The following is a 25147-nucleotide window of genomic DNA, read 5'->3' on the forward strand; positions in this document are numbered from 1 at the left end:
TGTGGTCAACCACCGTTGCCGCTGTCACCCTGCCTTGCTCCTGGCACATGACGCACAAGGGGTGCGCACGTAGGAAGATAAGACGCTCTCGGTCCCACTTGCTGCCATAGATACGGGGCTCTTTGTTCACGTAATCGCTCCTTGAGCATTATCACAGGCGCTCAGCGAGTGCCTGCTGTAATGCCTTAGCTGGCCTGCTCTGCGATGGTATCAAACAGAGCCAGAGCTTCGGTCGACTCCTGAACTGCTTTGATTGTCCGCGCCACCACTTCTGATTCAGTTGTTACGCGGCTGTACTGTTGGATAAACAGCTGATATTTGAGTTGGCTATCCTGAACGAACGCAATAGCCTCTTTTGCTGCTGCTGTGTCGTAGTTCAGGGTGGAAAGCAGATTCAGTCGAATCTGTTCTGCAGGTGTGATCTCTGCCATGTGTTACCTCTGTGCGATGTGGGGAGCATTATCGAAGCCGCACGGTAGCGGCACTGATCGAATATCAGGATGTTACAAAAAGTTACGCTCGCTTATCTTTGAGTTTCCACACAGCAAAATAAGGAGCTTTTATGTCTGTTGATAATCAGAAACTTTTCCAGAAAATCGTCGAGGAGCTGGAATCACTCTAAGGTGAGACCGAGGTACTATCTATCGCTATATCTTGCCTCTTCAGCGAGATGCCATCAGATAGCGTCAGTAAAGTGAGGGTTAAATTCACAAAGGCCGTGAATGAACTAAACACCCTTAAGCCAGCAGCAGCTCCTAGTCGAAGGAGGTCGCGTCACGACGTGTATTCAAAAGCGCTGTCAATGATGACCAAGCCTGAATAATTTCGGCCTCAAGGTTGCTAAGGAATACGCTTCGGGCATCCTGCGTGTTCCTTTCCTCTTCTGGCTTTAATGCTGCCGGCACTGCGTCAGAGATGTTGATCGGCAGGCTGAGGCTTCTCAGTTCTTCTTTGAGCAGGCGAACCTTTTCGATTACTGAATCAATGGCGTTGTCATCAATTTCAATTACGAGTTTTCGTTCTTTCATAGATACTCCGTTCCGGGCATAAAAAGTCCCGCTATTGCCAGTCATCACGATTGAAAGTTGCCACAGAGTAGCGGGCAACATTTCTCCGCTATACTGTTAATTAGCCGAGCTCAACAGAACAGGAACGAAAATATGATCGATCATTACTATGTAACTCATGCTCAACTCCTGGCGCTGAGGAACGTTGTTGCTTTTATTGTGCAAACGATGCCTGAAGAACAAAAAGAGAGTGTCCTTCAGGTTTTGAATAAATTTGCTGAAATAGAATTAATGGATGGTATCGACGCGCCGCCTACGAGTGATATCACCCCGAAAACAGTTGAGAAGTTAAATAAAGCCTACAAGGCAATCTTCACTGACATTATCGATCTTTCAACGCCTGGCAGGAAATCTGCTTCAGCAAGCTACCTGCAATAGCTCTCGACCTTATCTCCATGATGGCCAGAACGTTCTCGTCTGGCCCTTTCTCAAGTTTGCTCAGTCGAAATTCAATATTCTTTGCCTTGGTCATCGCGTAACCCTGCCGGTTAGTTGCGGGCAGTTAGCCTGCACTGATTTGTTTTGCGCCAGGATGTCACGCTTGGTCTGCTTATCCAACACATCGATATCGTGGTCAGTCAGGTAGATGATCCGCACCCAGCTGCAGGCCGTGTCAACGACTACCGGGGCGGGTAAACTTTTCGCGCAACTCCCGATCAACATCGTCATCACCCATACGCTTAACGTCTTCCTGTACATCGCTGGCCCCTTTCGTGACTTCAGCACGGCGTTCTGCCGCGGCGACAGTAGCAGCGGCGTTCTCTTCGGTACGTTGCTGATCAGCTTTGGCTTTCGCCTTACTGGCCCCGCGAGCATGACCAATGCCGAACGCGCCAGCAATAGCACCCAGGATGACGACCACCAGTCCCGCGATAATTTCAAAGCTCATTGCTGCTCCTTCAGTTCGTCGGCCTTTTCTTTCAATGCTGGCTGGCGTACGTATTGCGATAGTACGGCCAGCACCACCAGCGCAGGGCTAATCAACGCAACGATGTTTGGCGGCAGGATGTTTTTGATATCCGGCGGCAGCACCGCCCAGGCGTGCAGCGCAGCATCCGGGAACGACTGCGCCCATACACCAACCAGCGCGCCGATAGCTCCCAGCTTTACAGACCACGTTTTCAGCAGCAAGCTGGCATGCCCTACGAACTCCAGCCGGGTATATTTGCGCAGAAGTAACAGAACGAGCACAGCCACCAGCACAAGCAAAGCGAAAATGATCATCTTCACAGGACACGCTCCTTAACCCAGCCGTAGAGAAAATCCTCGTTGGCTTCGCGGCCCTCCGCCAGTTCGAGGTATCTGGCACCCTGGCTGCAGTTCAGCGCACGCAACAGAACCTGTTCACCCTCTTTCCCGCGGGCGGAAAGGTATCCCTTAAGCGCGGTGATGGTTCGGGGACCAATGGCACCATCCGGAATCAGATCGGGATACAGCTTTCCGCGCATATTCATTGCGGTCAGCCAGCGCTGGAAAAACTTACTGGCTACAGATGGCCCCATGTTCACGCCAGTGTCGCAAAGCTCATCTGCCAGTAACGTAGATAGAGCTGCCACCTGGTCAAACCGGGGGCCGGTCCAGTAATCGCTCAGCAGGATTTGCTTTGCTGTTTCCCTGGGCAGGTTCCGCATATCACCGGTGTAGCCATGTGCACGGGCGGTGGTCTGCGTGATGCCCCAGCGGGTCGGCCCGCCTTTATCCGACGGATGATCGACATAACCACCCTCCTTGCCGAGGATCCCCTCGATAATCTGATCTGCTGTCATGGCGCCTTAACTCCGGTAATGCGTTCCCAGAAATAGGTCAAAGCAACAGAACCCATTGCCCCGCTAATTCCGGAAGTGGCCAGTATCATGTAAATGCTCAGTCCGCTTTCAATGCTCACCAGGCCAGCAATAACGCCGGTAAACCCTGAAACCACCATTTGGGCAAGAGCATTGATCAAGCTCCATGTTGCCTTGCTCTGCTTCACATCTATCAGGTAGCGAACAAGTCCACCCCAGCAAGCAATGATCAGCAGAACCAGCCAGGACATCCCGGCAATGCTCTCTTTGTCTTGCATACGTTTAGCCATAGTTACCGCCTCCGATGAAAGATCGGGAAGCTGTGTGTTTGAGAAGGGTCAGGCCCGTCGGGCTGGATTTAACAACGAAGCGTATCGATGATGATTCCCGTGGGACCTGATAATAAAAAAGCCACGCGAATGCATGACCTGTAATTACGGACGTTTGTTTACAATTCAGAAAGCAATGACTAACATTTAAAAACTGAGAGGTTCTGGAGCTCTCAGTCTCCTTGTAATGATTGTCCCGTATATTACGGCCCGCTCTCCAATGCGGGCTTTTTTTCACTTAAAGAAAAGGCTCGCCGAAGCGAGCCTGCCACTGTTGATTCTAATTTTGAGAGGGCTGTGGTTCCGGGTGCCTCCCGGTGGCTTGTTACCAGTAATCAGAGCCACAGGCATATTCACAGGAACATAAACTGGGTTACCCCTCCGCACAGGGGGTCCACCTTGTCCACAACCATAGTAAAAAATTTGTCAGAAATATAAAGGGTGGATGCTTGAACAAAACTGGATGCAAGCTCCCTTAAACCATTGAGCGGCACGTTTCTGCGCAGCGAAGGCATGCTTCAGAACATTTCTGGCAGTGTTCTGCTTCGTGTTTACCACATTCTTCACCGCATTTTTGACAGATTTCTGCACAGACCTGACATAACGATTTAGCAAATTCACTGTCAAGGGTCATAAATTGTGCTGCAAGTCGACAAATATTCGCACATTGCATATCAAGTCTGATGCACTCGCGCATCATATCCACCTGTTCTTCTTTCAGACAGGAAGCAGCACAATAATCACAGGCTGTCGCGCATTTATAGCAGACTTCAATACACTCAGCATAGTTAACTGGCATAGTTAGCTCCTTTCAGTTGTAAGCAGAAAGTAAAGCATGGTTGCTTGATTGCGATTATGCCAGTGTGAGTAGCCGTTATTCCAAATTCGCTTAAACGTCTAGGATAGGTAACATATTCGAATAACGGCTTAATTCAGCGAATAACGCACTGGCCGACATTACAAAGGGGAATGTAAGACTTCCTGGTTAAGCCTCGCCGTTATCGCAGGTCAAATCTCCCTGTACCAAGTGCAAAGTATTGATCACGGTCGCGCCCGCTACATCTTCGATTACATTAGGAAAACTTCATGAGTTTTTAAATTGGCTTAAGTAATGAAAAAACCCCGCAAGGGGCTTCTTGTTTAAATCTTTTAGGCGTTACTTCACATGATTAGAAGCATACAGGACAACTTTATGCAAAGTCAACTCTATCGTGCAAAAAATTGCCGCCATCTGTTTCGATCACATTAATAACAGGTCGCCTTCTCAAATTCAGCCGCGGCCTGTCTCTCTCCTTTGTGAAGCGTATCCACCAGCCCTTCATAGAACGGCTTCCAGTTGCGTGACCACGAAGACTGATGGAGATCCGGGAGACGCTTCAGAATGGCGCGGTGTACCGTCGCAGAGGGTACAACAGAGAAGCCATTACCAGAGCAGCGTTCACATGTTTTGAAAACCGGTGCGCCAAGTTCTTTGGTCGCTTTGCGATCTAACACCTCCCCTTTACCACCACACCTGCATCGCGCATGGATCACTTTCTTTCCTCCGCACACTCCACAGACCCTTTTCACCAGTTCATTTCTAATCTTTGGGGCCTTCACTTCGACACCGTCAGCATCGAAAATACCGGGGTGCTTAATTACATCTTCATGGCGGGAAATAAAGCCGGTACCGCTGCAGCTTTGACACGTTGCTCTGGTGGCCGCCGAACGTGAGTATTCCGCAAAGGCAAATTGCGCCAGCGTCAACATGCAGGCGCCGAGCTTGTCACCAGCGGCTTTGCGGACATTTTTAGGAGCGTTTTTGATGGCAAACTGCGCCAGCGCCTGAATTGCAAGCTGTTCATCCGTTTTGCTGATACCAGCCTTTCCGAAGAAAGCGGCCAGGCCGAAGCGTGCCCTGCTGCTGGTCACACCGATCCCGGTCATAATGTCTGTGCCATTCAGGCGATTCGGCGATGTGCTTTTCACGTCGTCGCTGATATGCATCCCCTGCGGGCTGAAATGCTTTAACGATGCTTCCAGTTTCATGCGGCCACTTCTCCGATATCAGAAATTAAAATTTGTCCGGATTCACCCCAGACTTTTGTTGCACGAAAGTCCCAGATATGTGCGTCATCAGTAAACAGAGCATCCATCAGCGCTTTGATCATGTTATCGGCGTCTGGTTTCTGCTGGTGTGCCTGTCCGTTCATCGTTACTCGCTTCTTTTGGCTCCAGCTCTTTGGCATGGGAACCACGAAGGTTATGTGTCCGCCCTGCTCCGGCATAGCAACGTTCTTCAGACGGACCTCATCGCAGAATGCCCGGTAGCGCATGACCACTTCCCGCTGTTTCCATTTGTCTGCCCGGGTCATCCTCGGCTTGCCCATTGGTGTAATGTTAAAAATCTTCATGGCCAGCCCGGCTCCCTTTCGTGTAACGGCGTTGATGTGCCTTTGGTTGCGGCGTTGAGCGTTGGCGAGCTTCCTCCTGATCAATTGGCAGGAAATGACCGTTGTAGAATCGACGATAGATGGTCCCCAGCTCTCCATTACGCTGTTTTGTCACGTTGATTTCGGCAATACCCTTTGCTGGCGATTCAGGGTTATAAACCTCATCTCGGTACAACATCAGGATCAAGTCAGCATCAGCCTCAATTTCCCCCGAGTTTTTCATATCGGAGTTCATTGGCCGCTTATTGGGTCTGGATTCGACACCGCGCGATAGCTGGCTCAGCGCAAGGACAGGGGTTTTATTTGATTTAGCCAGGTTTTTAAGCCCCTTGGATACATCGCCAACGGCCAGATCGTACCGCGCAGCACTCTGAATTTTGATAAGCGCCAGATAGTCGATGACCACCAGCGCGATTTCCGGATGCGCTATCTGGTAGCGCGTGGCGGTTTGCTGTATCTGGTCGATAGTCAGCCCCGTGGCGTCAGTGATCCAGATATTGCGGGTTGCCATGCGTTCCATGCCGTTAAAGAACCGCGCCCAGTCCTCGTCCTCGAATTTATCCACGGCTTTCAGGCGAGACATCGACATCCCGCCTGCAGCGGAAACCATGCGCTTGGTGATCTGCGTGTCCGACATCTCCATACTGAAAAACAGCACGCCATGGCCTTGAGCGGAAACCTTGTCGATGATATCCAGTGCCAGTTCGGTTTTACCCATCGATGGCCGCGCGGCAATAAACACCAGATCTGTCGATTCAATGCCGCCGGTCTTAGCATCAAGCTCCTCAATGCCAGTGAGTAGGCACCTGGTCTCTTCTTTCCCCTGGCTCCGCGATTCAACTTCGTCCGCCACTGCGGTGAGCAGTTCGGAGATGTGAATGGGCTGGACGGTATCTGCTGAAATGTCGATCGCCGATACAGCCAGCTTCGCAGCTTCAAGGGCGGCCAGGGCTGATTCTCCGTTGCTCGCGCTCCTGATTTGCTCCAGCACTTTTTCCAGTGCTGCTTCGGCATCACGTACACCAGCATTGCGCCGCAGCACATCAACGTAAGATAACAACGCGGATTTCGCCCAGTTGACGCGGGTGGCTGCCAGAATTGTGGTTTGAAGCGCCGGCAACGATTCGCACAGCAGCAGTGGATCAATCACGCCTCCACTACGAGCCTGTCGGCAAATACCAGTGTAAATATCCCGATACTGGCGAACTGAGAAGGTGCTTGCAGGTAACCGGGAGAGAACATCCAGCACCTCAGGATCAGCTCCGCGCAAAAACAATGCACCGATGACCGCCTCTTCAAGTTCGTCGTTACGCCAGACTGGTGTCATGCATGCCCCCCGTTATTACCACGAAAACTCGTCCAGTTAAAAACCAGGTAGTTGCGCCCTCCATCACTAACCCGGTCAAAAATGCGGTCGCTGATAAACTCTTTCAGTTGCTCACACGGCAGGTTGGTAATCAGGATCGTTGGCAGAACACTTTCATAGCGGGCGTTAATGATCTCATGCAGGATTGTCATCTCTGCCGGACTACCAAACTGCACGCCAACCTCGTCGATAATTAGCAGGTCCAGAGAGGAGTAGTGGTCCAGCACGCTCTCTTCGGTCACGTCTGCATTGTGGCGCCAGGTACTTTTCACGGTGCGGGTCAGGCGCATAACGTCTGTGATTTCAACTCTGGCGAGGTGGTTACGAATGATGTTTTTTGCCAGTGATACTGCCAGATGGTTTTTCCCCGTCCCGCAGCTGCCTGTCAGCACGAGGCTTTTCCCAGCCTCCAGAACTGCTGGCCAGTTTTTTGCGTAGCGCTTGCAGGCTGCGAGGTTGCGTGAGGCTTCAGGATTGATCTCCAGGTAATTTTCAAATTCGCAATCACCAAAGCGTCGAGTGATGCCGGCATCGTCCAGCAAGCTGCCAACGCGAAGTTCTCTCAGTCCAGACTCAACGCTTGCCTGCTCTGACCGGATGCACGCAGGGCAGCGAGAATGTTTGAATATCTCTCCACCGCGAAAATCCTTACCCACCAGGGTGAATCGCTCGTAGTCTCCATGATCCGGACATGAAGCCATGCTGGTATAGTTCGAGTTCCATCCCCCGAAACCCCAGGGTAATGTATGCTCTTCGGCGAAAGTGAGTTCATCACCTAGTTTTGCCTGCTGCGCCATCAGGTCTTCACGCTCTTTGAGCTGATTCAAATTCAACATATCCACCTCAATCAAAAATTCAGGTTCTCAGCAGATTCGCCAAAATCGTCGGACATACGCCCCAGTCCAGACAGGCGGGCAATAGTGCCGTTGTGCCCACCGGCGGGAGCGGATGGCGCCTGCCAGGATTCTTCGAAATGGCGATCTGGCCCAAAGAACGACACGGCCTGCTTCACGTATTGAGTTCCAGCACTGCCGGTTGCCCGAGCATAGGCTGCGTAGCGTTTAACACCCGCCAGCATGACCTCAGGTTTAACCCCGTCTTTCAGGCGGGCATTCCAGGCTTTGAAGGCGGCAGCCTTGGAATTACCACCAGCGCGTTTTGGGTATGCCTGCCAGGCTTTCTCAAACTCAGGGGAATAATCCTGTTTTGCAGAACGAGACGGTGCAGAGGCGATAGCCGAAGCACCAGTATGTTTTATAGGTTCATTGACTGATTCATTGACTGGTTCAAAAGAGTGACTGATTCTGGGTGCAGCTCCTGCACTACCCCCTGGTGAATCTCCTGCACCAGGTAGTGAATCTGTTGCACCAGGTAGTGAACGACTTGCACTACCCCCTGGTGAATCTCTTGCACTACGTAAATTGAGCTGATAAACGTTGCTGGAATTCCCCTTTGGCCCTGTCCGTAGCTCTTTTTTTATCAGGCCACATTCACAAAGCGCTTGGATGTGATTCATCACCGAACGCTTGCTAATTTCACACTGGTCAGCGATGTGCTGGTAACTAGGCCAGCACTCCCCGAGATCACTGGCGTTATCCGCCAGCTTAAGAAGAACCAATTTGCGCAAAGGGTTTCCGACCTTAATTTTCATAGCCTGAACCATCAGATCCATGCTCATACCAAAACCCTCGTGAAGTACTGTTGAAACTTCCAGACTGGCTGCATACATTCATGCGGATAACCCGGTCTGGTGAAATAAACCTGCTGCTTTTCGCGATCCCACCCAGTGACGTGCGCGACAATACCCCGAGGATCGTGATACAGCCTGTCCAGCGCCTTAATACCGCCCGTTTCTGGAAACATTCAGCTCACCAGCGCTTGATTTGTAATCGGATTATCTGGCGTCACTTCATGCCTCGCCTGCATTGTCGAGCCATGTCACTCACCTTGCGTTGGGTGCGGGAATAGCTCGGGCAGGTCAGGTCTGATTTCATAGGCCGCTACTTGGCCATTAGCAGCAGCCACAATTTTTAATACATGCTCTGCCTTAACTCTTTTCCCGTGGCGCCATTTCCATACCGTTGCTTGGGACACACCACATTGTTTTGCAAGCGCATCCTGGCTTCCTGTACATCTGATTGCTTTATCAATAGGCTCAGAAATCATAAAACCCCCTTAGTAATTGATTATTACTTTAGCGATTTCATGGGTAAACCTCAAGTCTAATAATTACTTTTTGACTTATCGCGTTCAGTGAGTTAAGTTTTTAACAACTTTTGGAGTAGCCAACATGTCGAAAACAACGTTTGCTGAAAGATTGGTTGAATCAATGAAGGCAGCAGGCTTTACCCAAGCTTCCCTTGCTGCCGCTGTAGGAATGTCGCAATCCAGTATCTGGAAACTAACTTCTGGCGCGGCCTCAGGCTCACGGAAAACTGTAGAATTAGCTAAAGCACTACATGTCAGGCCTGAATGGCTCGCCTCAGGTGAGCTGCCCGTGAATGATAATGAATCCAATGATCTCCCAACCGTCTACAGGCAACAAAGACCTGTTGACCCTGGGATTTACAGAGTCGATTTGCTTGATGTTCAAGTGAGTGCTGGTCCCGGAGTATACCTATCTTCTGAGTTCATCGAGACAGTACAAGCAATTGAATTCACAGAAGAATATGCAAGAAGCATGTTTGGAAGTCGTCCAGCATCATCTATCAAGGTGATCACCGTGCGTGGCGATAGCATGGAAGGTACGATTGATCCAGGTGATTACATCTTCGTGGATACATCAGTAAATCACTTTGAAGGTGATGGTATTTATGTTTTCGTTTTTGGCAAAACGATTCATATCAAACGCCTGCAAATGCAGAAGAATAGCCTTGTCGTTCTGTCAGATAACAAGCTCTACAGCCCTTGGGAAATAGACGCATGTGATGAAGATCAGTTTCACGTTTTAGCTAAAGTGCTGGTCAAACAGTCGGCAGCCTTTAAACGATTCGCCTAACTCTCAACATAGAAGAACGACCGCTTAGGCGGTCTTTTTTTTGCTTACTAAACAATAAAATACCTAAGGGATAAAAAATAAATTACTTTAGTCATTGACTATCGCAAAGATCCGATCCATCCTAATTACAACTTAAGTAATTCAACGGAGCGATTATCATGACAACTAAAAACTTCATTCAATTAGTAGATATTCCAGACTACCGTTTTGATAAGCGTGCGACTGATATCGATTATGATGGTATCGCGGTCGACTGCGACTCTAAAACAATTTCAATATTAAGTGCAATAAATCATATCAGCCTTAATGTTTTCTCTCTTATGGAAGAGTTCCAGGTTGATAAAGAAAAAATAACTAACCTTTCCTGTATTATTGCTGACCTTGCAGAACTGGCAATTGCCACAAATAAAATCGCTCAATCTGCATCATACCTTTCTGGTTTAAAAGGTGGCAATGATGGCGCATGAAATTTCATTAGAGCAGGCGGCAGAGAAAGCTCATCAGGCGGAGATAATTTGCCGCATGATGGAGGTATACCCTAATAAAATGGATTGTACCGAAGTTGAGGCATTATCTTCGCTGCTCAGAACTCTTACTGGTGATGTATGTGCATGGCTTATTGAAGAGCAGGCAATAAAAAATAATAAGTAAAACAACACTTAACTATTTAATTCAAGATTAATTTCTGCGGGAATTCACATTCATTATTCAGGAGAGCACTGTGAAAAATAAAGATGCCTTTAAGACAGCAAAAATGATGTGTAGTGCAGGCTACTGGGATATCGCAATTTTATTTTTAAAAAAAGCTTATGGGAGATAATCATGGGTATGCAGCGCCGCCAAGATATTCAGTGCGTCACCATTAAGGCTGAGCAGCTTAACTTCCTTATGCAGACAATTTTTACACATCACAAGGACTTTGACTGCCATCAACTTGATGGGGTTTTAGGTCTTGCATATGACCTTGCTGGCGAGGTCTATTCATGGATGGAAAAAGAGGAAAAGATTGTACAGAAAAATGAAGAACAGAAAAGAAGGGGTAATTAGATGAGTAACTTAATTACTACCTATCGCCGCCGAATTTTAAAAGCAGCCTTGTTACGCCACCAGCGAAAGACTGGGAGTAGCTTACTTGTCATTAAGCTTAACAAGGGTGGGATTAGTACTATCGAATTAACTGAGATTCTTCTTGATGGATTGTTGCGGAAATTCGAGCGACTGGCGCTCGGTGAGTACGGAAATGTGGAAGGTGTGAAAGCTCTTAAGGGAATTTACAGCAACTCTGTTGATGTTAATGGCAGCGGCGAATTCCTCACAGAAAGCGGGAAAGAGTTAATCGACGAGCTTATTTCTGAACTGGTTGAGTTCGTCAAAAAGCAGAAACCAGTTACTGCGGAGTCCGGCAATGAATAACCAGCAAACAATGCTCTATCAGGGTGTGCTGATCCCCCGCCCCGTGTTGAACGTGGATCTGCATGTCCTCCCTGATTTTACCGGGCGGGTAGTCTTGCACATCGAGAACGGGAGGGTGATATGCGACCGCCAGCTGTTCGACGACGAGCACATTTGCACACTGGCCACGTTTATCGAAATGGCGCGCGAAATGGAACTGAGATTTGAGGAGGTAGCTGGTGGCACTGACAGCGATACGAATTCCTGAGAGGGTTCACCTGCAGGCGCTGCAGGTCCTGCTGCGGTATCGGCGCCGGCGGATATTCCCGCGGCGAATGCGCCGCACCGGCTACCTCAGCCTGAAGGTTAACCTACGCTGGCGCCTGTTATCGAAAGACGATGGCCGGAACTGGGAAGTTATGAGTCATGAAACCTATAACCGGGAGAAAGACAAATGATTGACAACAGAACTGTCAGCGCCATTGACCTGGCGTTACAAAAGCACCCAACGCAGGTTGGTGATCTGTTCGCCGCGATCCGCCACGGACGCATGAAGCGGTGCTTCAGCCGGGATACCGCAATTCGTTACCTGGCGTTCTTCATGACCTCCCGAGCTTTTGGGCGTTCTGGTTTCAAGCAGCGTTATCCGGACGTGCAGGTAATTCATCCACTGAATCCAGAACTGAGTAGCTGGCAACGTGGCGCCGTGACCATTGAGTATTTCAACGCCCACCAGCGCACCGTTCGCCGGCTGCGTCGCATCCTCGCCCGCAAAAGAGAAATGCAAAAGTGGTGCAAAAAATGGGATGCCATGCACGACCGCTACGTGAAAGAGCGCGAAGAACTGCAGGCCTGTAAACCAGCAGAGGTGCGCAATGCTTCAGAACATGCTTAACCCGGAACCAACCTCAACAGGGATCCGGTCTGGAAACCGGGTGATTGGCTACTCCGCTGCTATTCGCCTGCTGGATAACGGTCGCTATGACAAACACCTTGCCGATGGAATGGAAATTCTGGCCTGCATCATGGAAGCGGTAGAAAGCAACTGGATCACGCTCAATATCGAAAAAGAGTTGATCCTCTGGCGCTGGCTACTGGCTGCCGTGTTCATCACTGAGGAGCTGGAGAAAAACGGAACTGTCGACGTTCCGAATGATACTGGCGGTGTTGATACTGCTGTTATCTATTCCAGCAAGCATGGCGCCATTAGCATCTATCCGGGACCTGAACGCTTTGCACTCGCCAACCATATTGAGCTGGGGGCAATCGAGAAATATGGGCCAGAGGTTGGCCAGCAGCTGGCGCTGCGGATGTATCAGGACATGGTTATTGCTGACGAAGAATTTGGGTTCAGGTTATCAGCACTTGGCCGGGAGGGGCTTAACCTCCTCCATGACAGCTTTATCGAACACATCCAGATCGAAGGTGTGCCAGAAGCACCGATTATGCATTGAGGGGAATGATGATGAATAACTTGATCACTAACAAACCATCTATGAGCAGCCTTGAGATCGCCGAGCTGGTAGAGAAACGCCACGACAACGTGAAACGAACCATTGTGACACTGGCTTCGAAGGATGTTATCCGGTCTCCTCAAATTGAGGTTCTCGAAAGAATCAATAACTTAGGATTTGCCGTCAATGACGAGGTTTACAAATTCTCAGGTGAAGAAGGGAAGCGTGACAGCATCATTGTGGTCGCGCAACTTAGCCCCGAGTTTACCGCCAGGCTGGTAGATCGCTGGAAAGAGCTGGAAGAAGAACGCTCACGGCCAAAATCGCAGGCAGAGCTGATCGCAGAAATGGCCCTGCTGAATGTTGAGCAGGAGCGACGCCTCTACCAGGTTGAAGAACAGGTTGAAACCGTAGTCGAAGCTGTCGAAAACATTAAGCGTGGAAATATGCGGGCCGGATATGTCGGTTATCGCCAGGTAGTCGCAAAAAGCGGCATGACCGATGCCAAGTGTCGAAACCTTGTTAACGCATACCGTATCCCAACCGATACACACGAATTCATGACGCCTGATGGTTTGCTGTCTCGCCGGGCGATCGTGGAGTTTGAACCTTTTATGAAAGCATTCCGCCAAATGATGGCAGAAGCCGAACCACGCGGGACCCGTTGGTATCACCCGAAAATGGGACTCTTTCAGGCTATCGGATGGGAAGATAAAGCATGATCATTCCTTCAAAGCTGATCCGCGCCGCTCTGGTGTGCGTTGCTAAAAATGATGCCCGCTACTACCTGTGCGGAGTCCATATCACCCCGAAATACATTGAGGGAACCAACGGTCATGTAGCACTGCGTATGCAGCATGGAATCAGGACGAAGAAAAATATCATCGTCCAGTTTGAAGGCTGCGTGCCAGTCAAGGCGGAAACAACGGAGCTGATCTTCAATAAGGAGCCGATCGCAATTCATCGTGATCAGCACCAGAATCGCCTGTCCATTACTGGCATTAAGCTACTGAGTGGACGCTTCCCTGACCTGGAGCGCGTCATCCCGAAAACACGGGACTTTAGCGTTAGCCCAGCTATCCAGGCGGAATACCTGAGCTATCCGGCAAAGATTTTTGGACGTGAAGAAAAGTTTGTCCCTGTTCAGCTTCGTCCATCAGGTGAGTTCGACGCAGTACGGTTCCAATTTAATGAGCATATCAACCGCATGTACGGAAACCCTGAGCTGGTCGTTATGCCTTGCCGTGATAATTATTTTAAGGGGGAGAATCGTCAACCATGAAAATCGAATTTAACGATCAAGGATCGGTTTCAGTTATTACGGTAACCAGCACTGTCTTTGAGTTCCGCCGGCACAACCGGGCGGTTGATGTAGCGTTGCTTCTCACGACTGAAATGACCAGCCAGAGAAGCGGTTTTTTCATCATAAAAACGGCTTTGAGCGGCCAGACAAAGCACGCCCTCCGGGCTTACAAACATCTGATCAGGGAGACTAAGCGATGAGCATCACACTCGAAAATGGACGTATTAACCTTGATTCCCTGGTGACAATTGAAGATCACTTGCGCGGACTCGCGCTGGCGAACAGGACGCTGGACAGTATTAAAGACCAAATGTCTCAGCGTTCCGATAAAAAATCAGACTGGTACAGACGGGCTACAGTTGCGCACAAATCATGGTTCTGGGCTCGCTCACGAATCTGCGAACAACTGGCTATTTTGCGCCGTCAGGAAAAGGACGTTAACCGTCTTCGCTGGCAGTATGAAAATGAAGCCCTGATGGCGCAACTGAAAAGCCAGGTGAGCAAAGAGGTTTTCAGTGAGTGTTTGCGCCGGGCAAAAATTAAAGCTGAACAGCGACTGGAGCAAGACTTTCGTGCTGCGATGATTGAGGTGAAGTGATGGACTGGCCTACAGCATTCAGCATCGTCGGTTGCGCGCTCGCAATTGCCTGGCTGTTTCGGAGTTAACGACATGAATCGTGAATTTGAATTGTGGCGCCACTGTCGTGGCCTGATTGTGGTATGAGGTGAAGATGAACACGATGTTTTTGTTAATGGCCGAATACGGGTCTGCTACGGTTCCGCTCAGCCAGGTATGTGAAAAGTATTTTGGGCTGAAACCGGCAACAGCGGAAAAACGCGCTGCGATGGGCGAGATCCCCATTCCAACGTTCCGAGCCGCAGAAAGCCAAAAAGCACCGCGCATGATCCACATCCAGGACCTTGCGAATCACATTGATGCGCAGCTGAAGAAAGGCCGGGACCTCCTGGAAAAGATGAAAAGCGATCATTAGTGACACTGTAACTCAATTCCGGATGCCGCACATTATGTAGCATCCGGTTTTATTTTTGCATCACCCGGCATCCCAATAGAACCCCAAAACAACACATCATATTGTTTTAATTATTTATTCCCTTCATGTTCAACTGGAGCAACATGGGCAAGTTTATGGCCGTCGGGCTGACGGATCTGCTGGAGAGTTCAGGCATGAACGGTGTTCCGGCGTTTGTCGGTCTTGCGCTGCTGTCGGCTTTTCTGTGTATGTTTATCGCCAGCGGCTCGGCCATCTGGTCGATTCTGGCGCCGATCTTCGTGCCAATGTTTATGCTGTTGGGCTTTCACCCGGCGTTTGCGCAGATCCTGTTTCGTATCGCTGATTCATCGGTGCTGCCGCTGGCGCCGGTGTCACCGTTTGTGCCGTTGTTTCTCGGCTTTCTACAGCGCTACCGGCCGGATGCCCGCCTCGGCACCTACTACTCGCTGGTGCTCCCTTACCCGCTGATTTTTCTCGCCGTCTGGCTGCTGTTGCTGGTGGGCTGGTATCTGGTGGGACTGCCGATCGGCCCTGGCATCTATCCGCGGCTGTCTTAACCCACCGATGCGCCAGGGACGGCCGCCTTAGCTTAACGCGATATCTTCACTTTGAACTTACGGGTCGCTTCCCCGGCTCCGGCGAATATGCCGAAAAGCGCGCGATACCCCCGCTCAAGCAACAGCGACATACCGTGAATAACCAGACCGCTGAAGATCAGTACGATTACGCCAGTCAGTATATATTGCATAGCTCCACCTCTGAGTTATTAACCGCGCCGCGCCGACGCGGTAGCACTTTCCCGAGCGCGCACAGCGGCGCGGAGGACCGACGTCGTCAGCTTAAAAGTAGCAAAAACCCTGTCCGGTAACCCGCCAGGATCGATCCAAAAATAAATCATCGTGGCGATCGCAGAATGCCTCCACGGCGGATAGCCCGCCGTGCTATCTGGCGATGCGGTTTTACCTTTTGGGAGTATAGTTGACTGCCGTCAGCGCGTGGTATCGTGTGCCTCTCATGTACGATGGTGGATGACAGAAACGATGTTGACCTTGCTGCAGGATAAAATGGATACCCCGCTGGGGCCGTTGTGGGTGCTTTGCGACGAACAGTTTAATTTGCGCGCCGTCGAGTGGGACGAGCACCGCGATCGGATGGAAACGCTGCTCGACGTACACTATCGTCGGGAAGGTTATCAGCGCGTCGACTGCCGCAATCCCGGCGGTCTCAGCAGTAAGCTGAGCGACTATTTTGCCGGCGATTTAGCCATTATCGAGACTCTGCCTACCGCCACCGCCGGCACCCCTTTTCAGCGCCAGGTCTGGCAGGCGTTACGCGATATCCCTTGCGGCCAGGTGATGCACTACGGCCAACTGGCCGAGGCGCTCGGTCGTCCCGGCGCCGCGCGCGCGGTGGGCGCCGCCAATGGCGCCAATCCGGTGAGTATCGTGGTGCCCTGCCATCGGGTCATCGGGCGCAACGGCACCATGACCGGCTATGCCGGCGGCGTACAGCGTAAAGAGTGGCTTTTGCGTCATGAGGGCTATCTGTTGCTTTGACTGAAAATGCCTTTTCTGGAATTTTCAGGTAATTTTACAATCAAAAGTGGCGTAATAATCTGTTTTTAATCAAATAGATACACAAGCGATTTGATTTACCCTGCTGATATTACGTGTTTCCGGGCCTGAAGGCTTACCTGCTGATCAAAAAGATGTTAAAATTGACCAATATCAATTAAGGCCTGAGCAGACATATGATCCCTGAGAAGCGAATTATTCGACGCATTCAGTCTGGCGGTTGTGCAATCCATTGTCAGGATTGCAGCATTAGCCAGCTCTGCATCCCCTTTACTCTGAACGAGCATGAGCTTGATCAGCTGGATAATATTATCGAGCGGAAAAAGCCTATCCAGAAAGGTCAAACCTTGTTCAAAGCCGGTGATGAGCTGAAGTCGTTGTACGCTATTCGCTCCGGGACCATCAAAAGCTATACCATCACCGAGCAAGGTGATGAGCAGATCACTGGCTTCCATCTGGCGGGCGACCTGGTGGGCTTTGACGCCATCGGCACCGGTCTGCACCCGAGCTTTGCGCAGGCGCTGGAAACCTCAATGGTCTGCGAGATCCCCTTCGAAACTCTTGACGATCTTTCCGGAAAAATGCCCAATCTGCGTCAGCAGATGATGCGCCTGATGAGCGGTGAGATTAAAGGCGACCAGGATATGATCCTGTTGCTTTCCAAAAAGAATGCCGAAGAGCGCCTGGCCGCGTTTATCTATAACCTTTCTCGTCGTTTCGCCCAGCGCGGCTTCTCACCACGTGAGTTCCGGCTGACCATGACCCGCGGCGATATTGGCAACTATCTCGGCCTCACCGTCGAAACCATCAGCCGTCTGCTGGGCCGTTTTCAGAAAAGCGGCATGCTGGCGGTGAAAGGCAAATATATCACTATTGAAAACAGCGATCTGCTGGCCCAGCTGGCCGGGCAGGCGCGCAACGTCGCTTAATCTCTGCGCAATACCTGGTCACGATCGGCAATTTTTTCAGATTTGTTGATCTGACCAGGCTCCTCCCCTGTTTCAATTCATCCATATAGGTTATCTTTTTAATAACTGACGGTAGCTGCAGTTGTAAGGAGACCCTGTATGGCGAAGTATCAGAGCATGCTGGTAGTAATCGATCCTAACCAGGACGACCAGCCGGCGCTAAGGCGAGCGGTGTACCTGCACCAACGGATTGGTGGACGCATCAAAGCCTTTTTGCCGATCTATGATTTTTCCTATGAAATGACCACCCTGCTGTCGCCGGACGAGCGGACGGCAATGCGCCAGGGCGTCATTGCCCAACGAACGGCCTGGATCCGCGAGCAGGCGAAATTCTACCTGGAATCGGGCGTGCCGATTGACGTGAAAGTGGTGTGGCACAACCGTCCCTTCGAAGCGATTATTCAGGAGGTGGTCAGTGAGAAACACGATCTGCTGCTGAAGATGGCCCACCAGCACGACAAACTGGAGGCGGTGATCTTTACCCCGACGGACTGGCATCTGCTGCGTAAATGCCCTTGCCCGGTGTGGATGGTCAAAGACCAGCCGTGGCCGGAAGGCGGCAAAGCGCTGGTCGCCGTCAATCTCGCCAGCGAAGAGAATTATCACAACACCCTTAACGAGAAGCTGGTTCGCGAGACGCTGTCGCTGGCGGAAGAAGTCAACCACACTGAAGTGCACCTGATCGGTGCCTACCCGGTGACGCCGATCAATATCGCGATAGAACTGCCGGATTTTGATCCCAGCGTCTACAACGACGCGATCCGCGGCCAGCATCTGCTGGCGATGAAAGCGCTGCGGCAGAAGTTTGGCATCGATGAAAAATTCACCCACGTCGAAAAAGGACTGCCTGAAGAGGTGATCCCGGACCTCGCCGAGCATCTGCAGGCGGGGATCGTGGTGCTGGGAACGGTCGGACGTACCGGCCTGTCGGCGGCGTTCCTCGGCAATACCGCGGAACAGGTTGTCGACCACCTGCGCTGTGACCTGCTGGTGCTGAAACCGGAGGCCTACCAGACGCCGGTGGAACTGGACGACGACGACGACGATTAACCGCTACCGCTCATCTTCCCCCGCCTCGCGGGGGATTTTTTTGCTTGCTGCCAGCCAGGCACAAAAAAAGGGCCGTTGGCGGCCCCTGTCGCTGTCCAGCGAGAATGGCTTAGTGGATACCCAGACGCCAGGCCAGATCGATCTCTTCTTTCAGCTCCAGCGAGGAGAGCGCCATCAGGTCAGCAAACTCCAGCTCCAGCAGTTTAAGTTTTTTCAGATACTGCGCTGGGGTCATGACGGTGGGGTCGCGGCGTAAGAATTCGATGGCCATCTGCGTTGGGGTTAACTCGGTATCCATAATATCCTCTGTCTGATTTAAGAACCGGAACATTATATCACCTCTTGCCGCTTATTTTATGAACAATTCCAGGCATCCCCCTGCATATAAAAAAGCCGTCTCACAGGAGACGGCTTATAAACAAACGTTGTAAAACAATTATGTTACATTACAGCGCTTTCAGGATCGCATCGACGCTGGCTTTAGCATCGCCAAACAGCATATGAGTGTTCTCTTTAAAGAACAGCGGGTTCTGTACGCCGGCGTAACCGGTGTTCATTGAACGCTTAAAGACCACCACATTCTGCGCTTTCCACACCTCGAGCACCGGCATGCCGGCGATCGGGCTCTTCGGATCGTCCTGCGCCGCCGGGTTGACGGTATCGTTGGCGCCGATCACCAGCACGGTGTCGGTGTCGCTGAAATCGTCGTTGATCTCATCCATCTCCAGCACGATGTCGTAAGGCACTTTGGCTTCCGCCAGCAGGACGTTCATATGCCCCGGCAGGCGCCCGGCCACCGGATGAATACCAAAGCGTACTTTGATACCCCGCGCCCGCAGCTTCTCGGTAATTTCTGCTACCGGATACTGCGCCTGAGCCACCGCCATACCGTAGCCCGGGGTGATGATCACCGAGTGCGAGTTTTTCAGCATCTCCGCCGTCTCTTCGGCACTAATCTCGCGATGCTCGCCCACTTCTTCATCGCCGCCGCTGGAGGAACCATCGGTGCCGAAGCCCCCGGCGATCACGCTGATAAAGGAGCGGTTCATCGCCTTACACATAATGTAAGAGAGGATGGCGCCGGAAGAGCCCACCAGCGCGCCGGTGACGATCAGCAGGTCATTACTCAGCATAAAGCCCGCCGCCGCTGCCGCCCAGCCCGAGTAGGAGTTGAGCATCGAGACCACCACCGGCATGTCCGCACCGCCGATAGAGGCCACCAAGTGCCAGCCAAAGGCCAGCGCGATCGCGGTCATCACCAGCAGGCACAGGACCTGGGTGCCGGTGCTGTCAGAGCGAACAAAAATCACCATCAGGATGAAGGAAACCACCAGCGCCGCCAGGTTCAGCTTATGGCGATTGGGCAGCATCAGCGGCCTGGAGGAAATTTTGCCGCGCAATTTACCAAACGCCACCACCGAACCGGTGAAGGTCACCGCGCCGATGAAGATCCCGAGGAACACTTCGGTCAAATGAATATTGACCAGAATTTGCTCCATACCGGTTTCATGCTGCAGGTAGCTGTTGAAACCCACCAGCACCGCTGCCAGCCCCACGAAGCTGTGCAGGATAGCCACCAGCTCCGGCATCTCGGTCATCTCGACCTTCTTCGCCAGACGAATACCGATCGCCCCGCCGATCACCATCGCAAGAATAATCCAGCCGACGTTGCCGGCGTCCGGCCCCAGGATGGTAGCGATCAGGGCAATGGCCATCCCGGCGATGCCGAAATAGTTGCCCTGCTGCGACGTTTCGTGTTTCGACAGGCCCGCCAGGCTGAAAATAAACAGGATTGCAGCAACAATGTATGCAGCCGTTACTAATCCACCAGACATGTGCTACCCCTTATCCTTTGCGAAACATTTTCAGCATGCGCTGAGTCACGGTAAAACCACCGAAAATATTAATGCTGGCGATCAGCACCGCGATAAAGCTCAGGAAGCTGACCCAGCCGCCGTGGCCTATCTGCAACAACGCGCCAACCACGATAATGCCCGAAATGGCATTGGTCACCGACATCAGCGGCGTATGCAGCGCATGGGAGACGTTCCACACCACGTAGTAACCCACCACGCAGGCCAGCGCGAAGACGGTGAAATGGCCGAGGAACTCTTTTGGCGCCACGTTGGCCAGCCAGCCGAAGAGAATAATCGCCAGCGCCATCAGCGCATATTTGCGCCACGGCGACGCCGGTTTCACCGCTTCTTTCGGCGCTTCCACTTTTTTCGCCGCGGCCTGCGGCTGAGCGGAGACCTGAATCGGCGGCGCCGGCCAGGTGATTTCACCTTCGCGAACAACGGTCACGCCGCGCACTACCACGTCATCGAAATCGATAACGATATTGCCGTCTTTCTCTTTGCACAGCAGCTTCAGCAGGTTCACCAGGTTGGTGCCGTAGAGCTGGGAGGACTGGGTCGGCAGACGGCCAGGAAGATCGGTGTAACCGATGATTTTCACGCCGTTGGCGGTGGTCACCACTTCGCCCGGTACGGTGTACTCACAGTTGCCGCCGTTTTGCGAGGCCAGATCGACCACCACGCTGCCCGATTTCATGGAGTCGACCATTTCGCGGGTGATCAGCTTCGGCGCCGGTTTGCCCGGGATTAACGCCGTGGTGACAATGATATCGACCTCTTTCGCCTGCGCGGCGAACAGCGCCATTTCAGCCTTAATAAAGGCCTCAGACATCACCTTGGCGTAGCCATCGCCGCTGCCCGCTTCCTCTTTAAAGTCCAGCTCGAGGAACTCGGCGCCCATACTCTGCACCTGCTCCTTCACTTCCGGACGGGTATCGAAGGCGCGAACAATAGCGCCCAGGCTGTTGGCGGCGCCAATCGCCGCCAGACCGGCGACCCCGGCGCCAATGACCATCACCTTGGCGGGCGGAACCTTGCCTGCCGCCGTAATCTGCCCGGTAAAGAATCGACCAAATTCATGCGCCGCTTCAACGATAGCGCGGTACCCGGCGATGTTGGCCATTGAGCTGAGCGCATCCAGCGACTGGGCGCGGGAAATACGCGGCACGGAATCCATCGCCATTACGTTGATATTACGGGCCGCCAGTTTTTCCATCAGCTGCGGGTTTTGCGCCGGCCAGATAAAACTAATCAGCGTGGTCCCCGGATTCAGCAGGGCAATTTCATCGTCATTCGGAGCATTGACCTTAAGGATGACATCAGACTGCCATACCTCGTCGCCGGTCACGATTTCAGCTCCTGCCTCGGCAAAGGCCTCATCGTCAAAGCTGGCCAGCTTCCCGGCGCCGCTTTCTACCGCGACGCTAAAGCCGAGTTTGAGCAATTGCTCAACGGTCTTCGGCGTGGCGGCGGCCCGGGTCTCCTGGGCTAGCCTTTCTTGTGGTACACCAATACGCATAGTTTTCCCTTCCATCGGTTTTTGATGATGGTTTACTTTTCTGCCCAACAACGCCAGGACGGCAAAATCTTCCTCGCCATCTTTCGCTGTCTACAAAATGAAACAGTAACAAACTTTTTATAACCTACTGAAAATACCGATTGTGATCTACTGCGATAAAACACAAATTTTGATTTTATTGCTTATTGTCAGCTCAGATGGGTCCGGGCAGCAATATTTACCTGAATTTGCCGCCCAGGCCTGATAATCCGCTTATCCTGCGGTATAAAACGCCATTTATCGCCATTGAGATCATTGTGTTAACATTACATTAACTAATAAAAGTGGTATTGATTATCGTTTTTGCTGGTCAAGCGCCTGTTTTTTCAACATATCGAAAAATGTTATCTTTCCGTAGTATACGATTCGGGCGGCAAGCAAAAATTGACGCAGACAGTCACGGCGATTAAATGCAATAATCAAACGTTTTCAGTCAACAACAACACCAGTATATGGTTTGCGCAAGGCAAAGGATTATTTTTATGAAGCTTAAAAACACCCTCCTGGCGTCTGCTCTCCTGACAACCGCCACGTTGTCTGCCCATGCAGCGACCGAGTTGACCCCGGAGCAGGCGGCTGCGCTGAAGCCCTACGATCGCGTTGTCGTCACCGGCCGGTTTAATGCCATTGGCGATGCGGTACAGGCAGTATCGCGCAAAGCCGACAAAGACGGCGCGGCCTCATTCTATGTTGTCGACACGTCGGACTACGGCAATGGCGGCAACTGGCGCGTCACGGCTGACCTTTATAAAGAAGACGCGCCGAAAGCGGATGCGCCGAAGAATCGCATTATCAACGGCGTGATGGAGTTGCCGAAAGATCAGGCCGTTGAGCTGATGCCTTACGACACCGTCACCGTTCAGGGCTTCTATCGCAGCCAGCCGGAAGTCAACGACGCCATCACCAAAGCGGCGAAAGCAAAAGGCGCCTATGCGTTCTTTATCGTCCGCCAGGTTGACGCCAACCAGGGCGGCAACCAGCGCATTACCGCTTATATCTACAAAAAAGATGCTGAAAAACGCGTGCTGCAGAGCCCGGACGCGATCCCGGCTGACTCTGAAGCTGGCCGCGCAGCGCTGGCCAAAGGCGGCGAAGCGGCGAAGAACGTTGAAATTCCGGGCGTTGCCACCACCGCCGCGGTGGGTTCGGGTACCGGCGTTGGGCGTTTCTTTGAGACTCAGTCTTCGAAAGGTGGACGTTACACTGTCACCCTGCCGAACGGCACTAAGGTCGAAGAAGTGAACAAAGTGACTGCGGCGCAAATGGTGCCGTTCGATAACATCCAGTTCACCGGCAACTACGGCAACATGACCGAGATCTCCTATCAGACGGCGAAACGCGCGGCGAAGAAAGGGGCGAAGTACTACCACATCACCCGCCAGTGGCAGGAACGCGGCGGCAACATCACCATCAGCGCCGATTTGTACAAATAATCGCTGCTGGCTGGCTAAAAAGGCGGCGCATTGCCGCCTTTTCATTTTTTTTCATCCCCCGCCATTGCATGGCCCCCGGACACTCCGTAAAATCCCGCGCCTTAGCGCAATCCTCCATTTTTATGCGATTTCGCAAAATAAATATTCTGGAACAGCCATTTTCACCTCGGGAATGCAATGGAAAAGAAACTGGGCCTGAGCGCCCTGACCGCCCTGGTCCTTAGCTCAATGCTCGGCGCTGGCGTATTCAGTTTGCCGCAAAATATGGCTGCCGTGGCCAGCCCCTCCGCTCTGCTCATTGGCTGGGCCATCACCGGCGTCGGGATCCTGTTTCTCGCTTTCGCCATGCTGCTGTTGACCCGTATTCGTCCCGACCTCGACGGCGGGATCTTCACCTACGCTCGCGAAGGATTCGGCGAACTGATCGGCTTCTGCTCCGCCTGGGGATACTGGCTGTGCGCGGTGATCGCCAATGTCTCCTATCTGGTTATCGTCTTTTCGGCGCTCAGTTTTTTCACCGATACCCCTGAGCTGCGCCTGTTTGGCGATGGTAATACCTGGCAGTCTATCGTTGGCGCGTCGGTTCTGCTGTGGGTCGTCCACTTTCTGGTCCTGCGCGGTGTCCAGACGGCAGCGGGGATTAACCTGGTGGCCACCCTCGCCAAGCTTCTGCCGCTGGGCGCCTTCGTCGCGCTCGCCGCCCTGGCCTTTCAGCTGGATACGTTCCGCCTCGATTTTAGCGGCCTGGCGCTGGGCGTGCCGGTATGGGAGCAGGTCAAAAACACCATGCTGATCACCCTGTGGGTGTTTATCGGCGTGGAGGGGGCGGTAGTCGTGTCCGCGCGGGCGCGACACAAGCGCGACGTTGGCCGCGCGACGCTGCTGGCGGTGCTGTCGGCCCTCGCGGTGTATCTGCTGGTCACCCTGCTGTCGCTGGGCGTCGTGCCGCGCAGCGAACTGGCCGAAATGCGCAACCCGTCGATGGCGGGACTGATGGTCAGGCTGATGGGGTCGTGGGGGGAGATCGTCATTGCCGCCGGGCTGATCGTGTCGGTGTGCGGCGCTTATCTCAGCTGGACCATCATGGCCGCGGAGGTGCCTTTCCTCGCCGCCACTCATAAAGCCTTCCCGCGCCTGTTTGCCCGTCAGAATAGCAACAACGCCCCCTCCGCCTCATTGTGGTTGACCAATATCAGCGTTCAGGTATCGCTGGTGCTGATCTGGCTGACCGGATCGGACTACGGCACGCTGCTGACCATTGCCTCTGAGATGATTCTCGTGCCCTATCTGCTGGTCGGCGCCTTTCTGCTGAAAATCGCCACTCGCCCGCTGCATAAAGCGGTGGCTATCGGCGCCTGTATTTATGGCATATGGTTATTATACGCGTCGGGGCCTGTGCATTTGCTGTTGTCGGTGGTACTTTACGCTCCGGGTCTTCTGGTCTTTTTGTACGCCCGACGTACGCACCAGCACGATCGTTCGCTCAAACGCCGCGAAGTGGCGCTAATTGGTTTATTGCTGGTTGCCGCTGTGCCGGCAACGTGGATGCTGGTGGGGTAAGCGGTCGCCC

At 52.3% G+C, this 25147-nt stretch carries 39 protein-coding genes and 2 pseudogenes; 21 read left to right on the forward strand and 20 right to left on the reverse strand.

Translation table 11 applies throughout. The features are described 5' to 3' along the window. The 3 genes and pseudogenes from RRF55_RS20000 to RRF55_RS20010 all read right to left on the reverse strand — a co-directional run. Positions 1-130, reverse strand: a pseudogene (locus RRF55_RS20000) (HNH endonuclease); the annotation flags it as partial. A gap of 55 nt (positions 131-185) precedes the next feature. Continuing rightward, positions 186-431, reverse strand: coding sequence for a DUF2560 family protein (locus RRF55_RS20005; RefSeq protein WP_029497198.1), 246 nt, complete (start codon positions 429-431; stop codon positions 186-188). A 324-nt stretch (positions 432-755) separates the two neighbouring features. Next, positions 756-1028: a hypothetical protein gene (locus tag RRF55_RS20010; RefSeq protein WP_439419159.1), complete on the reverse strand. Its 273-nt coding sequence runs from the start codon at positions 1026-1028 to the stop codon at positions 756-758. Positions 1029-1160: 132 nt separating this feature from the next. Between RRF55_RS20010 and RRF55_RS20015 the strand changes: the two genes are divergently transcribed. Then, a complete protein-coding gene (locus tag RRF55_RS20015) occupies positions 1161-1445 on the forward strand; it encodes a hypothetical protein (protein WP_065800649.1) in 285 nt (94 codons plus the stop codon). A 90-nt stretch (positions 1446-1535) separates the two neighbouring features. On the opposite strand, the gene RRF55_RS20020 is transcribed toward RRF55_RS20015, so the two are convergent. The 13 genes from RRF55_RS20020 to RRF55_RS20080 form a co-directional block, all read right to left on the reverse strand. Beyond that, positions 1536-1730, reverse strand: coding sequence for a hypothetical protein (locus tag RRF55_RS20020; RefSeq protein ID WP_032422211.1), 195 nt, complete (start codon positions 1728-1730; stop codon positions 1536-1538). Continuing rightward, positions 1681-1956, reverse strand: coding sequence for a hypothetical protein (locus RRF55_RS20025; RefSeq protein ID WP_004190672.1), 276 nt, complete (start codon positions 1954-1956; stop codon positions 1681-1683). Before RRF55_RS20025 ends, RRF55_RS20020 begins: the two co-directional genes overlap by 50 nt. Further along, on the reverse strand, positions 1953-2297 hold the full coding sequence (locus RRF55_RS20030) for a hypothetical protein (RefSeq protein ID WP_004190674.1): 345 nt from the start codon (positions 2295-2297) through the stop codon (positions 1953-1955). The genes RRF55_RS20025 and RRF55_RS20030 overlap by 4 nt, the downstream gene beginning before the upstream one ends. Continuing rightward, on the reverse strand, positions 2294-2833 hold the full coding sequence (locus RRF55_RS20035) for a glycoside hydrolase family 108 protein (protein ID WP_004184488.1): 540 nt from the start codon (positions 2831-2833) through the stop codon (positions 2294-2296). Before RRF55_RS20035 ends, RRF55_RS20030 begins: the two co-directional genes overlap by 4 nt. Next, a complete protein-coding gene (locus RRF55_RS20040) occupies positions 2830-3129 on the reverse strand; it encodes a phage holin family protein (protein ID WP_031280382.1) in 300 nt (99 codons plus the stop codon). Before RRF55_RS20040 ends, RRF55_RS20035 begins: the two co-directional genes overlap by 4 nt. A 526-nt stretch (positions 3130-3655) precedes the next feature. Then, positions 3656-3979, reverse strand: coding sequence for a four-helix bundle copper-binding protein (locus tag RRF55_RS20045; protein ID WP_071717307.1), 324 nt, complete (start codon positions 3977-3979; stop codon positions 3656-3658). Positions 3980-4425: 446 nt separating this feature from the next. Then, positions 4426-5208 carry an antitermination protein gene (locus RRF55_RS20050; protein ID WP_040244153.1) on the reverse strand — a complete coding sequence of 261 codons (783 nt, stop codon included), beginning with the start codon at positions 5206-5208 and terminating at the stop codon, positions 4426-4428. Then, positions 5205-5573: a RusA family crossover junction endodeoxyribonuclease gene (locus RRF55_RS20055; RefSeq protein WP_040244151.1), complete on the reverse strand. Its 369-nt coding sequence runs from the start codon at positions 5571-5573 to the stop codon at positions 5205-5207. The genes RRF55_RS20050 and RRF55_RS20055 overlap by 4 nt, the downstream gene beginning before the upstream one ends. Beyond that, positions 5560-6939 (reverse strand): replicative DNA helicase, encoded by a 1380-nt coding sequence (locus tag RRF55_RS20060; protein ID WP_040244148.1) that lies wholly within the window; start codon positions 6937-6939, stop codon positions 5560-5562. Before RRF55_RS20060 ends, RRF55_RS20055 begins: the two co-directional genes overlap by 14 nt. Next, positions 6936-7814, reverse strand: a complete 879-nt coding sequence (locus tag RRF55_RS20065) for an ATP-binding protein (RefSeq protein WP_040244146.1) — start codon at positions 7812-7814, stop codon at positions 6936-6938. The genes RRF55_RS20060 and RRF55_RS20065 overlap by 4 nt, the downstream gene beginning before the upstream one ends. Positions 7815-7825: 11 nt before the next feature. Further along, positions 7826-8656: a helix-turn-helix domain-containing protein gene (locus RRF55_RS20070; protein WP_048279576.1), complete on the reverse strand. Its 831-nt coding sequence runs from the start codon at positions 8654-8656 to the stop codon at positions 7826-7828. After that, positions 8653-8841 carry a DUF4222 domain-containing protein gene (locus tag RRF55_RS20075; RefSeq protein ID WP_032419902.1) on the reverse strand — a complete coding sequence of 63 codons (189 nt, stop codon included), beginning with the start codon at positions 8839-8841 and terminating at the stop codon, positions 8653-8655. The genes RRF55_RS20070 and RRF55_RS20075 overlap by 4 nt, the downstream gene beginning before the upstream one ends. Before the next feature lie 75 nt (positions 8842-8916). Further along, the gene (locus tag RRF55_RS20080) at positions 8917-9144 is read right to left on the reverse strand and encodes a transcriptional regulator (protein WP_072025957.1); all 228 of its coding nucleotides are present in this window, start codon (positions 9142-9144) and stop codon (positions 8917-8919) included. A 124-nt stretch (positions 9145-9268) separates the two neighbouring features. Here RRF55_RS20080 and RRF55_RS20085 point away from each other — a divergent pair, with 124 nt between their 5' ends. From RRF55_RS20085 to RRF55_RS20155, 15 genes and pseudogenes are all read left to right on the forward strand, one after another. Further along, positions 9269-9976 (forward strand): XRE family transcriptional regulator, encoded by a 708-nt coding sequence (locus RRF55_RS20085; RefSeq protein WP_032433006.1) that lies wholly within the window; start codon positions 9269-9271, stop codon positions 9974-9976. A 158-nt stretch (positions 9977-10134) separates the two neighbouring features. Then, complete coding sequence (locus tag RRF55_RS20090; protein WP_040244141.1) at positions 10135-10443, forward strand: hypothetical protein; 309 nt, start codon at positions 10135-10137, stop codon at positions 10441-10443. Then, positions 10433-10627 carry a hypothetical protein gene (locus RRF55_RS20095; protein WP_040244138.1) on the forward strand — a complete coding sequence of 65 codons (195 nt, stop codon included), beginning with the start codon at positions 10433-10435 and terminating at the stop codon, positions 10625-10627. The genes RRF55_RS20090 and RRF55_RS20095 overlap by 11 nt, the downstream gene beginning before the upstream one ends. 171 nt (positions 10628-10798) lie before the next feature. Further along, the gene (locus RRF55_RS20100; protein ID WP_040244136.1) at positions 10799-11023 is read left to right on the forward strand and encodes a hypothetical protein; all 225 of its coding nucleotides are present in this window, start codon (positions 10799-10801) and stop codon (positions 11021-11023) included. After that, on the forward strand, positions 11024-11389 hold the full coding sequence (locus RRF55_RS20105; protein WP_023304721.1) for a hypothetical protein: 366 nt from the start codon (positions 11024-11026) through the stop codon (positions 11387-11389). It begins immediately after the preceding gene. After that, positions 11382-11636, forward strand: coding sequence for a hypothetical protein (locus RRF55_RS20110; protein WP_040244134.1), 255 nt, complete (start codon positions 11382-11384; stop codon positions 11634-11636). The genes RRF55_RS20105 and RRF55_RS20110 overlap by 8 nt, the downstream gene beginning before the upstream one ends. Next, the gene (locus RRF55_RS20115; RefSeq protein ID WP_439419160.1) at positions 11608-11826 is read left to right on the forward strand and encodes a ParE family toxin-like protein; all 219 of its coding nucleotides are present in this window, start codon (positions 11608-11610) and stop codon (positions 11824-11826) included. The genes RRF55_RS20110 and RRF55_RS20115 overlap by 29 nt, the downstream gene beginning before the upstream one ends. Further along, on the forward strand, positions 11823-12263 hold the full coding sequence (locus RRF55_RS20120; RefSeq protein WP_023317661.1) for a hypothetical protein: 441 nt from the start codon (positions 11823-11825) through the stop codon (positions 12261-12263). The genes RRF55_RS20115 and RRF55_RS20120 overlap by 4 nt, the downstream gene beginning before the upstream one ends. A 40-nt stretch (positions 12264-12303) precedes the next feature. Continuing rightward, positions 12304-12822, forward strand: a complete 519-nt coding sequence (locus tag RRF55_RS20125) for a hypothetical protein (protein WP_021441619.1) — start codon at positions 12304-12306, stop codon at positions 12820-12822. Between the two features lie 5 nt (positions 12823-12827). After that, a complete protein-coding gene (locus tag RRF55_RS20130; protein ID WP_040244130.1) occupies positions 12828-13544 on the forward strand; it encodes a Rha family transcriptional regulator in 717 nt (238 codons plus the stop codon). Then, the gene (locus tag RRF55_RS20135; RefSeq protein WP_023313037.1) at positions 13541-14104 is read left to right on the forward strand and encodes a hypothetical protein; all 564 of its coding nucleotides are present in this window, start codon (positions 13541-13543) and stop codon (positions 14102-14104) included. Before RRF55_RS20130 ends, RRF55_RS20135 begins: the two co-directional genes overlap by 4 nt. Beyond that, positions 14101-14325 carry a hypothetical protein gene (locus RRF55_RS20140; protein ID WP_040244128.1) on the forward strand — a complete coding sequence of 75 codons (225 nt, stop codon included), beginning with the start codon at positions 14101-14103 and terminating at the stop codon, positions 14323-14325. The genes RRF55_RS20135 and RRF55_RS20140 overlap by 4 nt, the downstream gene beginning before the upstream one ends. Then, positions 14322-14723 carry a hypothetical protein gene (locus RRF55_RS20145; protein WP_029602963.1) on the forward strand — a complete coding sequence of 134 codons (402 nt, stop codon included), beginning with the start codon at positions 14322-14324 and terminating at the stop codon, positions 14721-14723. Before RRF55_RS20140 ends, RRF55_RS20145 begins: the two co-directional genes overlap by 4 nt. Positions 14724-14856: 133 nt before the next feature. Beyond that, positions 14857-15117: a pyocin activator PrtN family protein gene (locus RRF55_RS20150; protein WP_023313034.1), complete on the forward strand. Its 261-nt coding sequence runs from the start codon at positions 14857-14859 to the stop codon at positions 15115-15117. 125 nt (positions 15118-15242) lie between these two features. Further along, a pseudogene (locus RRF55_RS20155) lies at positions 15243-15695 on the forward strand (AbgT family transporter); the annotation flags it as partial. A 32-nt stretch (positions 15696-15727) separates the two neighbouring features. On the opposite strand, the gene RRF55_RS20160 reads toward RRF55_RS20155, so the two are convergent. Continuing rightward, complete coding sequence (locus RRF55_RS20160) at positions 15728-15886, reverse strand: hypothetical protein (RefSeq protein WP_002903398.1); 159 nt, start codon at positions 15884-15886, stop codon at positions 15728-15730. A gap of 292 nt (positions 15887-16178) precedes the next feature. Here RRF55_RS20160 and ogt point away from each other — a divergent pair, with 292 nt between their 5' ends. The 3 genes from ogt (at position 16179) to uspE (ending at position 18730) form a co-directional block, all read left to right on the forward strand. After that, positions 16179-16694 (forward strand): methylated-DNA--[protein]-cysteine S-methyltransferase, encoded by a 516-nt coding sequence (gene ogt, locus RRF55_RS20165; RefSeq protein ID WP_004224598.1) that lies wholly within the window; start codon positions 16179-16181, stop codon positions 16692-16694. Between the two features lie 194 nt (positions 16695-16888). Next, positions 16889-17641: a fumarate/nitrate reduction transcriptional regulator Fnr gene (fnr, locus tag RRF55_RS20170; protein WP_002903394.1), complete on the forward strand. Its 753-nt coding sequence runs from the start codon at positions 16889-16891 to the stop codon at positions 17639-17641. Between the two features lie 138 nt (positions 17642-17779). Further along, positions 17780-18730 (forward strand): universal stress protein UspE, encoded by a 951-nt coding sequence (gene uspE / locus RRF55_RS20175; RefSeq protein WP_002903391.1) that lies wholly within the window; start codon positions 17780-17782, stop codon positions 18728-18730. Positions 18731-18839: 109 nt separating this feature from the next. Here uspE and RRF55_RS20180 read toward each other — a convergent pair whose 3' ends face one another. From RRF55_RS20180 to pntA, 3 genes are all read right to left on the reverse strand, one after another. Further along, the gene (locus RRF55_RS20180; protein WP_002903388.1) at positions 18840-19028 is read right to left on the reverse strand and encodes a YdiH family protein; all 189 of its coding nucleotides are present in this window, start codon (positions 19026-19028) and stop codon (positions 18840-18842) included. Positions 19029-19176: 148 nt separating this feature from the next. Next, on the reverse strand, positions 19177-20565 hold the full coding sequence (gene pntB, locus RRF55_RS20185) for a Re/Si-specific NAD(P)(+) transhydrogenase subunit beta (protein WP_002903386.1): 1389 nt from the start codon (positions 20563-20565) through the stop codon (positions 19177-19179). A gap of 10 nt (positions 20566-20575) precedes the next feature. After that, the gene (gene pntA, locus RRF55_RS20190; RefSeq protein ID WP_004148265.1) at positions 20576-22105 is read right to left on the reverse strand and encodes a Re/Si-specific NAD(P)(+) transhydrogenase subunit alpha; all 1530 of its coding nucleotides are present in this window, start codon (positions 22103-22105) and stop codon (positions 20576-20578) included. A 521-nt stretch (positions 22106-22626) separates the two neighbouring features. Here pntA and ydgH point away from each other — a divergent pair. After that, entirely contained in the window at positions 22627-23577 is a 951-nt protein-coding gene (gene ydgH / locus RRF55_RS20195; RefSeq protein WP_002903384.1) for a DUF1471 family protein YdgH, read from the forward strand. Between the two features lie 177 nt (positions 23578-23754). Beyond that, a complete protein-coding gene (locus tag RRF55_RS20200) occupies positions 23755-25137 on the forward strand; it encodes an amino acid permease (RefSeq protein WP_004183892.1) in 1383 nt (460 codons plus the stop codon). The last annotated feature ends 10 nt before the right edge of the window (positions 25138-25147 follow it).

Origin of the sequence: Klebsiella sp. K47, from assembly GCF_051858335.1 — a bacterium.
Lineage (GTDB): Bacteria > Pseudomonadota > Gammaproteobacteria > Enterobacterales > Enterobacteriaceae > Klebsiella > Klebsiella pneumoniae.